Consider the following 13,730-nt stretch of genomic DNA (forward strand, 5'->3'; position numbering starts at 1 on the left):
CCGCGATCTCCGAGCCACCCAGCCCATTCGAATTCCCAGCCTGAAGGACCCCCATGTCAGACGAGATCCTCGAGCGGCGCAAGCGGCTGCTCCAGCAGCGACTGCGTGAACAGCAACTCGCGCCCGCCCAGGCGGCTCCCGAGCGCGACAGGCGCCCCGGCGAACCGGCTCCGCTCTCGTCCGCGCAGCAGCGGATGTGGTTCCTGCAGACGGTCGCGCCGGAGGACACCACGCTCAACGTCTGCGTCGGCTACCGTCTCGACGGTCCGCTGGACAGCGCGCGACTGCGCGCCGCCTTCGACACCGTCGTCGCGCGGCACGAGATCCTGCGCACCACCTACCACGCGGGCGCAGACGGCGACCCGTATCAGATCGCGCACACCGATCTGGGAATCGCCTGGCAGCAGCACGATCTCACCGACCTGTCCGAGGAAGGGCGAGGCAGGCGGCTCGAAGTCCTGGCGAGGCGGGAATTCACGCGTCCGTTCGACCTCACCTCGGAGTCTGCGCTGCGGGTGACGCTGGCGCGCACCGGCCCGGCCGAACACGTGCTGGTGCTCACGATCCACCACATCGGCTGGGACGACGATTCCTGGTCGGTCTTCTTCGCCGAGCTCAATGCCGCCTACCGAGGTGACGCGCCGGCGGAGATCCGGTCGCAGTACGTCGACGTGTCGCTCGCCGAGCGGTCCGCCGACGACGACGCCGACCTGGCGTACTGGCGCGCCCGGCTGACCCCGCTGCCGGAACGACTCGAGCTGCCCGGGACGCTCGGCGCGACCGCCGCCACGCGCAATGCCGACAAGTGCGTGCTGCCGTTGCCGCCCGAACTGCTCGACCGGGTCACCGAGGTCGCGCGCGAACGTTCGGCGACCCCGTTCATGGTGCTGCTGTCCGCCTTCCAGGCGCTGGTCAATCGGTACACGGCGGCGACGGACTTCCTCGTCGCGGTGCCGGTGACCGACCGCCGAGGCCGCGACGCCGAGGCACTGATCGGCTATTTCGGCAACACGCTGCTGTTGCGGGCCCGCATCGATCCGGCGCAGACGTTCGCCGGGCTGGTCGACGCGACGAGGGACGCCGCCCGCGACGCGTTCGCGCACCAAGGCGTCGGCGTCGAACGGGTCGTCCGCGAGGTGAGCTCGGACCGCATCGCGGGCAGCGACGGCCTGGCCCAGCTGGTGCAGCTGAGCTTCAGTGTGCGCGGCGGGGCGAACGGCTTCGATCTCGCCGATGTCGGATCCACCGAGCTGCCGTGGGGAAGCGCGGTCGCGCAGGAGCCCCTCGGCCTGATGGTCGTCCTCGACGACGCGGGCGCGCGCGTGGAAGCCACCTATCTCGTCGACGAGCTGGACCGGTCGGTGGTGGATCAATTGCTGCGGCACTACCTGGCATTGCTCGCCGGCGCGGTGGGTGATCCGGGGCAGCCGGTCCGCGCGATCGACATCCTCGGCGCCGCCGACCACGCCGAGATCATCGCGGCGTCGCACGGTCCGCTCGTCGACGCACCGGCGACCACCTTGGTCGACCTGGTGCGGCGGCAGGTGGCGGCGACCCCGGATCGCGTCGCGGTGGTATCCGACGACGCCGAACTCACCTACGCCGAGTTGAAACGGCGGGCCAACCGGCTGGCGCACTGGCTGATTCGCCGCGGTGCAGGCCCCGAGCAGCTCGTCGCGCTGCGCATGGCGAACTCCATCGAGTTCATCGTCGCGAGCCTCGCGGTGCTCGAGTCGGGCGCCGCGTACCTGCCCATCGATCCGGCCTATCCTCCGGATCGCATCGAATATCTGCTGTCCGACGCCCGGCCGACGCTGTCGTTCGACGCCGACGCGATCGCCGCGGCGATGACCGAGGCGGCGGACCTGCCGGACACGGAACCGACCGACGCCGACCGCACCGCACCGCTGCGCCCGTCGAACATCGCCTACGTCATCTACACCTCGGGCTCCACCGGTCAGCCCAAGGGCGTGCCCGTCCCGCACGACGCGATCGCCGACCACCTGGTGAATTTCGCGGCCGACTGGGACGCGAGCATCCCGGAGCGGGTCCTGCAGGCGACCTCGGTGAGCTTCGACGCGTCGCTGGCCGACATCTTCCTGCCGCTGATCGCGGGCGCGAGCATCGTGGTCCCGAAACCGAACGCCTACCGCGACATTCCCTATGTCGCCGAGCTGATCGCCCGGCACGGGATCACCGTGCTGCACATGGTGCCGTCGCTGCTGGCGACCTTCCTGATGCTGCCGGAGGCGAACGACTGGCGGGCGTTGCGGCACGTGCCGGTCGGCGGTGAGGCGCTGCCCGGCGAGATCGCCGACCGCTTCGCCGCGCAATTCGACGCCGATCTGCGCAACCACTACGGCCCCACCGAAGCCGTCGTGTGCTCGACCTCCATGCCGGTCGACGGGCCGCAGGGCACCAGGATCGTGCCGATCGGATTCCCGAACCGCAACGTCTACGTCTACCTGCTCGACGACTCGTTGCGGCTGGTGCCGCCGGGCGTGCTCGGGGAGATCTACCTCGGCGGCCGTCAGCTCGCCCGCGGCTATCTGGACCGGCCCGCCCTGACTGCGGAGCGGTTCGTCGCCGATCCCTTCCTGCCCGGCGGCAGGCTGTACCGCACCGGTGACCTCGCCCGGCGCACCGCCGATGGCGAGATCGAATTCGTTGGGCGCGCCGACGAACAGGTGAAGGTGCGCGGGTTCCGGATCGAGCTCGGGGAGGTGGAGGCGGCGGTCGCCGACCACCCCGGCGTCGCGCAGTGCGTCGCGATCGTCACCGACCACGAACGGCTCGGCCCCATCCTGGCCGCGTACCTGGTGCCCGCGCCGGGAGCCGAGATCGATCTGCAGCAGGTGCGCGCGACGGTCGCGGCGACACTGCCCGAGCACATGGTCCCGGCGGCGTTCGCGGTGATCGACGAGGTGCCGCTGAGCGCGCACGGCAAGCTCGATCGCCGCGCGCTGCCGGAGCCCGTGCTGGCGAAGACCCACAGCTATCGTGAGCCCGAGTCACCCACCGAGATCCGGCTCGCCGCCCTGTACGGCGAGCTGTTCGACGCCGAGCGAGTGGGCGCCGACGACTCGTTCTTCGAACTCGGCGGCCACTCCCTGCTCGCGGCCCGGCTGGTCGCGCTGGTGCGCGACACCTTCGGGGTCGACATCGACGTGCGCGCGCCGTTCGACACCCCGACGGTCGCGGGACTCGCCGCGCATCTGGTCGCCCGGTATCACGATCAGTTCGGCGAGAACCTCGACGAGGTCACCCCCACCGGACGCACGGCAGGCGACGACGCCGCGATGCCGACGAAACAAGCGCGCCCCGAGCGGGTTCCGCTGTCGTACTCGCAGCGTGCGTTGTGGCTGCGCCGCAAGCTGGAGGGGCCGTTCGGCTGGGAGAACTTCCGGTTCGCCATCCGTTTCGACGGTGCGCTCGACATCGACGCGCTCTCCGACGCCCTCGCCGACGTCATGGGCCGCCACGAGTCGCTGCGCACGAGCTTCCCGGAACACGAGGGGACGCCGTATCAGCGGGTGGCCCCGGCCGGCCCGGTCGAGCTGCCGCGCACGGTGCTCGACGGTGAGCCGGACACGGTGGCGGCCCGGCTGGAGGAAGCTCTGGAAGCCGAGGCGAGCCACGTCTTCGACCTGGCGGCGGAGTCGCTGGTCCGGTTGCGCCTGTTCGTCCTGGACGAGCGAACCCATGTGCTGTCGGTGCTGGCGCATCACATGGTCACCGACCGGGAATCGTGCCGGGTGTTCATCGAGGACCTCACCGTCGCCTACCGGGCGCGGGTCGGCGGCGCCGCTCCGTCCTGGCCGGAGCTGACGCTGCAATTCGCCGATTTCGCGGTGTGGCAGCGCGATACCTTCGACCACGCACCCGGCCGCGACGATCTCAGTGAATACGGCCGTAGACAGCTCGACTATTGGCGTGGCGCCCTGGCGGGGCTGCCGGTGGAGATCGCGGTCGCGCACGATCGCCCGCGGCCCGCGCGGCTCGGCCACGCCGGCGTGAGCGCGACCCGCATCGTTCCCGCCGAGACGTGGCAGGCATTACGATCGCTGGCCGAGACGTCCGGCGCGACGGAATTCATGCTGTGCCAGGCGTCGGCCGCGGTGCTGGTGCACACGCTCGGCGGAGGGGACGACGTGCCGATCGGCGCGACGGTCGCCAACCGGCCCGGGCGATCGGTGGACCGGCTGATCGGGCTGTTCGCCGACATGATGGTGCTGCGCAACGACCTTTCGGGCGAACCGACGCTGCGCACCGTGCTCGAGCGGGTGCGCGAGTCCGCGCTCAGCGCCCTCGGCCATCAGGACGTGCCCTTCGAGCGGATCGTCGAGACGCTCAACCCGCCACGGGTACTCGGCCGCAACCCGCTGTTCCAGGTGATCATGCAGTTCGGGCACACCGCGCCGACGGTCGATTTCGCCGCGCGCGGGGAGGCGACGCTGACTCCGCTCACGCCGCAGTACGACGCCGCGTTCATGGACTTCCACCTGGACTTCCTGGTGCAACCCGGTGGCGAACTGCTGGTGCGGGTCGTGGTGAACTCCGAGCTCTACGACCCGGCCTCCGGCGAGGTCTTCGTCGACACGCTGGTGCGGATCTTGTCCGCGTTCGCCACGAAACCCGATACGGCGGTGCGGGAATCGAACCTCGCGCCGGAGGGCTGGGACACCGCGCGCACCGTGGTGCGTTACTCGACCACGGAGGTCGCCGTCGGCGAGGCCGAACCAGGCCCGCCGCAAACCGAGACCGAGCGCACGCTGGCCGTGCTCCTGGAGGAATTGCTCGAGATCACCGACGTGGGCCGCACGGACGGATTCTTCGCGCTCGGCGGCGACAGCGTCATCGCGATCCAGTGGGCGGCCCGAGCGGGCGAGGCGGGCCTGGCGCTGACCCCGCAGATGATCTTCGAGTACTTCACCCTCCACGAGCTGGCGGCGGCGGTGGACGCGGCCACCGATCAGGCCGCGCAGGCGGCGCGCGCACCCGAGGAACATCGGTACGAGCCGATGTCGGCCTCGGGGCTGTCCGGTGACGCGTTGGCCATGCTGCGCGAATCCTGGTCCGCGCAACGATGATCCGAGAGGGCCGGTCGTGGTCGGCGGACCGCGACCGGCTCGCGATCGGCCCGCCGGGCCGCGGCGACTAGGGTCTACGGCGATGGATTCCGTGCCTGCGTGGTTCATGTTCCCGGTCATCCTGGTTGTCGCGGCTATCGCGGCCGGGCGATGGTTTCTCGTCGCGGACACCATCACCGATCGCATGATCAACCGGGCATGGGCGTGGAATGTCGGTGGCCTCGCGCTCTATGTCACCGTCAGCGCGGCGGGATCCCCCGTACTCGGCCAGCGGCTGTTCCTGTGCTGCGGATTGATGACCACCGCCGTCGTTCTGGTGCTCGCGCAACTGGTCGCGGGTGCGCGGCCCGAAGTGACGTCGCGACGGCAGCGGATCTACAGCGCCGTCGCCGCCGTCGCTTCGGCGGTGACGCTGGTGATTGCGCCCGCCGCCCGGGACGTGCTGCACGTCGGTCTGGACGAGATCGTGTGGACGCTGTCCGAGTTGCCCATGGCGGCCAGCGGGTATCTGGTGGCGCGGGCCGGTGTCCGGGAGTTGCGGACCGCGGCACGTTCGGTGAAGGAGAAGCTGACTTATTCGGTTCTGCTGTTCCTCGCGGTGTATTGGGCGGTGGCGGCACTCCTCACTGTCGTCCGCGCGATCAGGGGTGTGCCGCCGAGTCATCCGGGGAATGTCTTGGCTGTCTCGTCGTTCTTCTGCCTGCTGGTCATCGCGACACTCACGGCGATACCACTGTTCACCGCCGTGTTGGTGCGAGCGGGGCTGGATCGGGCAGGCCGGCGTTGTCGCCGCTTGCACCCCCTGTGGTGTGACCTGACCGCCGCCGTCCCGGAAGTCGTCTTGAGCCAGGAGGACAGCGGCGCGGCGTCACGGCTCTATCGGATGACGGTGGAGATCCAGGACGCCCTCCTGCATTTGAAGCCGTACATGCCGCCCCCGGCGCCGGAACGCGAGGCCGCCTCCGGTCCCGGCACCGGTGATCATGCCCGTCGGATCGCCCATGCCGTCCGGTCCAGAGCCGCCGGGCTCCGACCGGTCGCGCAGACGGCCCTGTTCGCCGCGCTGCCGTCCGGTAGCCGCGATCGTGCCCACGGTCTGCGTCAGTTGCTCGAATTGGCTCAGGAATGGCCGAAAGCGCGCGCCGATGTAGGTTAGGCAAACCTATTTAGGCTCGGCTAAGCTATGCCGCAGCAGTCTCGGTCCGCCGATCCGGCGGCAGACAAGGAGTGGCAGCGCGATGGAGTCGACACAGCGTCGGGCAGAAGGAATGGTGGACATCGGCCTGGAGGAGATCCGGGCCGCGGTGGCCGGTCAACTGGGGCTCACCGCCGCGGACATCGCCGATCACGACGACCTCATCCAACTCGGGCTCGACTCGATCCGCACGATGAAACTCGCAGGCGGCTGGCGCAAGCGCGGCGCCGACATCAACTTCGCTCAGCTGGCCGCCAGCCCCACGGTGGCTTCGTGGCACGGTCTGCTGGGCGCGAACGACGCCGCCGGGCGATCGGCGGTGCCGGTGCCGGTCGAGACGGTGGCACCGATCGCGGCCGCCGACGACGAGTCGGCTCCGTTCCCGCTGGCCACCATGCAGCACGCCTACTGGATCGGCCGCTCCGAGGAGCAAGAACTCGGCGGAGTCGCCGCGCACCTGTATGTCGAATTCGATGGCGGCCGCATCGATCCCGTGCGACTCGAGCGCGCGGTGGCCGAGCTCGTCGCCGCACATCCGATGCTGCGCACCAGATTCCTGCCGGATGGCACTCAGCAGACCATGACGGCCCCGGGTAAACCGGTGTTCGGCGTCGTCGACCTGCGCGATCGGTCGCCCGAGGAGACCGAGGCCGCCTTGACCGAGTTGCGCGAGCGCAAGACCCATCAGCGCCTCGCCATCGAAGACGGCCAGGCCATCGACGTCACACTCACCCTGCGCGACCCGGACCGCAGCAGGCTGCACCTGGATGTCGACATGCTCGCGGGCGACGCCATGAGCTATCGCGTGCTGATCTCCGATCTGGCCGAGCTGTACCACGGGGCGGCCGTGCCTGCCCCCGCCTATACCTACCGTCGCCACCGCACCGAGCATCAAGAGGACCTCACCGCTCGCGACCGCGACCGGCAGTGGTGGCAGGAGCGGCTGCCGGAATTGCCGGGCGCACCGGAGCTTCCCACCGTTGCGGTCAGCGAGCGCACCGACCCGAACCGCACCGTGCGCTACGACCACTGGCTGCCGCCGCAAGCCAAGCAGCGGTTGCTCGCCGCCGCGCACGAGCGCGGCATCACGCCGGCGATGGCATTGGCGGCGGTGTTCGCCGAGACCATCGGCGGTTGGTCGGCGCAGAGTCGCTTCCTGCTGAATGTGCCGCTGTTCCACCGGGATCCGGTGCACCCCGACATCGACCGCGTAATCGGCGACTTCACCTCCTCGATCATGCTCGAGGTCGACGTCACCGAGAGCATGTCGGTCACCGATCGCGCTCGCGCGCTACAGCGCGGCATGCACGAAAGCGGCGCGCACACCGCCTATTCCGGGCTCGAGGTGCTGCGCGATCTGGGTAGGCAGCGCGGCGAGCCGGTGCTGGCCCCGGTCGTCTACACCAGTGCACTGAATCTGGGCGAACTGTTCGCCGACAAGGTCACCGAAACCTTCGGCGAGCCGGTGTGGATCATTTCGCAGGGACCGCAGGTGCTGCTCGACGCGCAGGTCACCGAGGTCCGTGGCGGGTTGCTGCTGAACTGGGACGTGCGCGCGTCGGCCTTCCCCGAGGGCCTGATCGACGCCATGTTCGCCTGGTACTGCGCGGCCATCGGGCGGCTCGGGGAAGGCGCGGCAGGGTGGAACGCGGAGGCCGCCGTGCGGCTGCCGGTCGCCCAGGCCGAGGTCCGCGCCGCGGTGAACGCCACCGACGGCCCGGTCAGTGGGCGTTGTCTGCACCAGGGCTTCTTCGAGCACGCGGCGGCGAATCCCGGTGCACCCGCGGTGCTGTGGGGTCTCGGCGACGAGCAAGGAGCATGGAACTACGGGGAATTGGCCGCCCGGGCGCTGGCCGTGGCGGGCGCCTTGCGCGCCGAGGGCGTGCAGCCGGGCGACGCGGTCGCGGTTCAGCTGCCGAAGGGGCCGGAGCAGGTCTTGGCCGTGCTCGGTGTGCTCGCCGCGGGGGCGACCTACGTCCCGATCGGATTCGATCAGCCGGTCGGGCGACGCGCGGAGATCCTGCGCACCGGCGGTATCGCCGCGGCGCTGACGGTCGAGGGCGCGGACCTGGGGGCGCCGATCGCGTGTCTGTCCATCGACGCGGCCCGCGACTACCCGCGGCCGCTGGCCGCGCCCGTCTACCCGGATGCCGGCGAGATCGCCTACGTGCTCTTCACATCCGGATCGACCGGTGTGCCGAAGGGCGTCGAAATCCCGCATCGCGGCGCGATGAACACCATCGACGCGTTGAACGAATGGTTCGAGGTCGACAGCGCAGGTCGTGCGCTCGGACTGTCCGCCCTGGAATTCGACCTCTCCGTCTACGACATCTTCGGCCTGTTCGCGACGGGCGGATCGGTCGTGACCGTCGATCCGGAGCAACGCGCCGATCCGGCCACCTGGGTGGAACTGCTGCGCACGCATCGGGTATCGATCCTCAACTGTGTGCCGAGCATGCTGGACATGATTCTGGAGATCGGCGGTGACCAGTTGGGCGATTCGCTGCGCGCGGTCATCCTCGGCGGGGACTGGGTCGGCGCGGATCTGGCCCGCAGGCTGTCGGTCCAGGTGCCGGGTTGCCGCTTCGCCGGTCTCGGCGGCGCGACCGAGACCTCCATCCACACCACCATCTGCGAGGTGAAGGGCGAACCGCCGGCGCACTGGGCGACCGTGCCGTTCGGCGTTCCGTTGCGCAATGTCAGGTGCCGCGTCGTCGGTCCCGCCGGTCGGGATTGCCCCGACTGGGTGCCCGGTGAACTGTGGGTCGGCGGTGTCTGCGTCGCCGCGGGCTACCGCAACGACCCGGAGCGGACCGCGGAGCGTTTCGTCGAGCACGACGGCATCCGTTGGTACCGGACCGGTGATCTGGCCAGGTACTGGCCCGACGGCACGATCGAATTCCTCGGCCGCGCCGACCATCAGGTCCAGATCCGCGGGTACCGGGTGGAGCTGGGCGAGGTGGAGAGCGCGCTGCGCACGGTGCCCGGCGTGCGGCACGCCGTCGCGGCGGTCGTCGGGGCGGGCGCGCCCAAGCTGGTCGCCGCCGTCGCGGGTGACGTGGCCGAGATCGGCGACATCACCGCGGTGGTCTCGGATCTGCTGCCCGGCTACATGGTCCCCGCTCGCGTCGAATTCCTGGCGCGGATGCCGTTGACCGCCAACGGCAAACTGGACCGCCGCGCCGTGGTCCGCCTCCTCGAACCGGAGGCCGAGGCGGACCAGGCCACCGCCCCGCGCGACGACGTGGAGGCCGCGCTGGCCGATATCGTCGCGACCGTCCTGGGGGTCGACGCGATCGGCGTGCACGACGACTTCTTCGGTCGCGGCGGCGATTCCGTGCTCGCCACCACCGTCATCGCCCGGGTGCGCGAGTGGTTGCAAGCCGACCACGCACTGGTCGCGGACCTGTTCGCCACCCGTACCGTCGCGCGGTTCGCCGAGCGGCTACAGGAACGCGAAGGCAAGGACGGCAGGCTGCCCGCGGTCGCCCGGCTCTACCTCGAGGTGGCAGCGATGACGGACGAGGAGATCCTCGCCCAGACGTAACGAGGCCCGGCTGCGCCGCGGAGTCTGTCACGGTCCGACGAGCGGGCGGCGCGGCGAGTCGACCGCATTCCGGTCGCAGGCGCGCACGCCCGTCGGTGGCGTGCACGCACGGACATCAGGCGATGGGGTCCTCGTGGCGGGACCGGGATGCTCCCCGGCCTACGGCGTGCTCGCCGAGCGTGCCGCCGCGATGGAACCACAGAACGGGCAGGCGCCTTCCGCTTGTGGGAACTCGTCGTCCTCCGTGTACGCGTCCGCCACCAGGAATCCGCACCAGTGCAGGTCGTCGGCGAACTGTGTTTTGACGACGATCGGCACGTCGGCGTCGGCCGCGCCGAGCCCGTCGAGCAACGCCAGCAAGCGCGGGTCGTGGATGCGCAGATCGCACCACGCCCGCGGGTGCTCGAGCACGAAGCCTTCCGAGTCGCGATGCAGCACGGCGAATTTCGACAGTGTCGCCGACCAGGGGAGCGGGGTGCTCGGTCGCGGCGCGGACCGCGTGAACGGGCGGATGGTGTAGAGGTCGCGTCCGCCGTCCCGCACCGTGATCGACAGCCAGCCGTCGTCGGCGAGCCTGCCCATCAGTCCGGCGACATCGTCACCGCCCGTAGCCATCTCCGACAAGGTCGCCGGCCCGCGGTTCAGCGTTTCCAGCGCCTGGAGCTGACCGGCTGCCAGGCCGGTCAGTTTCTCCTCGCGCGGCGGATCGATGAGCACCGCGTCCGCCGTACCGGTCAGGCAGGTGACGCCGTGCCGGAACGCGAATCTGGTTTGCTGTGGATATGTGGCGGCGGGCATAGACCGCATACCTCCGCTTGTCGGCTGACCGGCGCGCCTATTTCGCAGCGGCGGCGAAGGCAGGTTCCAGCTTGTCCAGGATGTAGGGCACCGAGAGCGCCGTGGGGGTGTTCACCGCGCTGATCTCCTGGGTGGTGAGGAAGACGACCGAACCCTTCTTGACCGCGGGCAGATCGGCGTATCCCGGTAGCTGCCGGTACTTCTCGTCCAGGCCCGGAGCGTAGCCGGCCAGCAACAGATCGGCGGTCAGCTCGTCGACCCGTTCCGGGGACAGGGCCAGCCTGCCCTGGTTGGCGGGCAGGTCGGTGAGGTTTTTCGGAATGCCGAGACCCAGCTGGGTGAACACCTTCGACGACCCGTCGTCGGGGTCGGTCAACACCATCAGCTGCGCCGGCCCGGCCAGCCAGGTACTGGCGAACGTCTTGCCCTTCAGGCCGGGGTTCGCCGCGGCGATGGCGGCGATCTTGTCGTCCACCTTCGCGATCACGTTGCTCGCCTCGTCCGTCTTGTGCAGCACCTTGCCGAGGGCGGTGACCTGGTCCTGCCACGGCGCCACCGACTCTTTGCTCAGAGCGGGCAGCGTCGGCGCGACACGGGACAGTTCGTCGTAGGTCTTCTGATCGGCGATGAACGGGTCGACCAGAATCAGGTCCGGCTCCAGGGTCGCGACCTGTTCGGCGATATTTCCGGTGGTGGTGAGCGCCTTCGCCGACTCGAGACTCTTGGGCTCCCACGGCGGCGTGCTCTTGGAGGCCACCGCGACATTGTCGAGGTATCCGACCGGGACGACGCCGAGCGAGAGCGTGGTGTCCAGCCACTGGTTGCCGAGGGCGACGATCTTCTTCGGGGTGCCTTCGACGGTGGTCTCGCCACGGGCGTGGGTGATGGTCACCTTCTCGCCGCCGGACGCCGAGTCGTCCTCGGAGGATCCGCACGCGGCGACGCTGAGGGCGAGAACTCCCGCCATCAGGGTCAGCGCCGCCCGCGGCCAACGGCCGCGCGTCCGAACGAACTTCATCGTCGCACCTTCCTTCCAAGCAAATCAGCCAAGGCTAACCTATGTCGCCGTGTGGCGGGTATCGGTGCTCCGGGAAGCCGCGGCGCCACCGAATGATCCCCGACGCCGCAGCAGCGCGTCGCGCGGTGAAGCCGAAGCGCAGGTGCCGGCGGCTGCCCGGTTCACTCGAAAGAGGTGAATCGGTCGCGCTCGGATGTTCCTAGAGTCGACGGTGCGGCCGCTCGCCGCTCGGCCAGGAGCCGCATCAGTAGACGGGGGCTTCGCCAAATCCGCGGCGGAGTCGATCTGCGTGACGCATCGCTCATCTCCAGGCACATCCGGCCCGAGAGGATTCGAGACAATGACGACGTATGCACCGGTCACCATCCAGCAGGCGCAGTTCCCGATCGTTGAGTCGTTCACCCAGGAGACCCCGACCAACCCGCATTGGCAGTTGCTGGGCAGCGCGCGGCTGAACGACGGCAGCCTGGAACTCACCCCCAACGCCAATTCCCAGGCCGGGACGGCGTTCCTCGATCAGGCGTTCTCCTCCGCGCTCGGCGTCACCATCGACTTCGACTACTCCTGCGAGGGAGCGGCGATGCTCGGCGACGGCTTCAGCGTCTATGTGATCGACGGCGCGCACACAACCCAGCCCGGCGGCATCGGCGCCGCACTCGGCTACTCCATCACGAAAACGGGATCGGGACAGATCGTCGCGCCGGGAGTCACCGCCGGATTCGTGGGCGTCGGCTTCGACAACTTCGGGAACTTCGCCACGCCGCTGGCCGGTACCGGAGGCGGTACCCAACGGCCCAATACCCTGGGGGTGCGCGGATCCGGCAATCTTCGAGAAGGGTTCGGTTGGCTCACCGGCGTTCAGGTGCCGGGTGGATTCCGCGCGGATTGGGAGCGCGGCGCCCATATCCAGGTCTCCGTCATCAGCGGTCGGCTCACCGTTCGCCACGCCGACAAAGTCAACCCGAACGGCACCCTGCTCATCGACAACTTCGATCTCGCAGGCGCCGACGGTCAGCCGCCCGTGCCCGAGACCTTCAAGCTGGGCTTCGCAGCCGGAACCGGCGCCGCGACCGCCTACCACCGGATCAGGAACCTCAAGGTGACTCTGCCCGCGGAAATGCCCCTGGAGATCAGCGGCCCGCAGACAGCGCAGTCGGGACATCGGATCACCTACACCATCGACGTGCGCAATCTCGGCCCCAACGACGCCCCCGACGCCGTGCTGGACGCCGCCATTCCGACCGAGCTGATCGATCTGGAAGTGACCTGCCAGGCCGAGAACGGGGCCGTCTGCGGCACCGGTTCGGTCCGCGACGGCTTACACATGCCGATCGACCTGCCCAAGGGCAGCAAGGCAACCATCACCCTGGCCGGCACCGTCGACCCGCAGTACGAGGGCCGGCTCACCTGCACCAGCCTCATCGCCTCACCCTCACGCGCCAACACCGCCGAACGGCACTCCGGCTCGGTCACCACCGAGGTCGATCGGCCCCCGGTCACCGTCTCTCCCGTGATCGTGGGGCAGTGGCCCCAGACCTGGCCCGAGGACGCGAAAGGGTGGGTCATCAGCTACGACCTCACGTTGGCCGCGCACCAGCAGCGGGTGGTGTGGTGGGAGATCCGCTTCGACGTCCCGCCGCGGACCCGCATCAATCCCCAGCAGAGTCAGTGGTACAAGGTGATCGAGGACGGCACCGACGGCTCGGTCGTCATCGCCACACCGGATGACCACCACACCATCGAGCCCGGCGCACCCCTGACCGTGGCCGTGCAACTGCTCTACCCATCCCAGCACGAGGCCGGTGACGGCATTCTGCGCAACCTCCGCGCCACCGAGGTGACCCGCCCATAGCTGATCTCCAACCCTCTACTCGGAGGCGGCGCCCGCCGAATCCGCGGGGACGTAGAAGTTGTCGAGACAGATCCGAGCAGCCGATCGGACTCGGATCAAAAAGAAATCCAGCCGAACAGCGTCAGGATGGCGCGAGAACCACTTCATCCTGGCGCTGTTCGCGCCGTGTGGTCTCGCACCGGCCCGTGCCGACATCAGCGGCCGAACGGCTCCGGTTGATGGTTACATCC

6 protein-coding genes are annotated in these 13,730 nt (G+C 69.5%); 4 read left to right on the forward strand and 2 right to left on the reverse strand.

Annotation, left to right across the window (positions count from 1 at the left end; all coding sequences use genetic code 11):
- Positions 1-53: 53 nt before the first annotated feature.
- The 3 genes from ACZ6DL_RS24225 to ACZ6DL_RS24235 all read left to right on the forward strand — a co-directional run bounded on the left by ACZ6DL_RS24225 (position 54) and on the right by ACZ6DL_RS24235 (position 9,832).
- Complete coding sequence (locus ACZ6DL_RS24225) at positions 54-5,090, forward strand: amino acid adenylation domain-containing protein (RefSeq protein WP_466054407.1); 5,037 nt, start codon at positions 54-56, stop codon at positions 5,088-5,090.
- An 82-nt stretch (positions 5,091-5,172) separates the two neighbouring features.
- Positions 5,173-6,246 (forward strand): MAB_1171c family putative transporter, encoded by a 1,074-nt coding sequence (locus ACZ6DL_RS24230; RefSeq protein WP_466054409.1) that lies wholly within the window; start codon positions 5,173-5,175, stop codon positions 6,244-6,246.
- A gap of 112 nt (positions 6,247-6,358) precedes the next feature.
- A complete protein-coding gene (locus ACZ6DL_RS24235) occupies positions 6,359-9,832 on the forward strand; it encodes a non-ribosomal peptide synthetase (RefSeq protein WP_466054671.1) in 3,474 nt (1,157 codons plus the stop codon).
- A gap of 159 nt (positions 9,833-9,991) precedes the next feature.
- Here the strand turns inward: ACZ6DL_RS24235 and ACZ6DL_RS24240 are convergent, their stop codons facing one another.
- The gene (locus ACZ6DL_RS24240; protein WP_466054411.1) at positions 9,992-10,630 is read right to left on the reverse strand and encodes a hypothetical protein; all 639 of its coding nucleotides are present in this window, start codon (positions 10,628-10,630) and stop codon (positions 9,992-9,994) included.
- 37 nt (positions 10,631-10,667) lie between these two features.
- Positions 10,668-11,648, reverse strand: coding sequence for an ABC transporter substrate-binding protein (locus ACZ6DL_RS24245; RefSeq protein WP_466054413.1), 981 nt, complete (start codon positions 11,646-11,648; stop codon positions 10,668-10,670).
- Between the two features lie 340 nt (positions 11,649-11,988).
- Here ACZ6DL_RS24245 and ACZ6DL_RS24250 point away from each other — a divergent pair, with 340 nt between their 5' ends.
- Positions 11,989-13,500, forward strand: coding sequence for a hypothetical protein (locus tag ACZ6DL_RS24250; protein WP_466054415.1), 1,512 nt, complete (start codon positions 11,989-11,991; stop codon positions 13,498-13,500).
- Positions 13,501-13,730: the final 230 nt, after the last annotated feature.

Source organism: Nocardia sp. NPDC041819, from assembly GCF_055590505.1.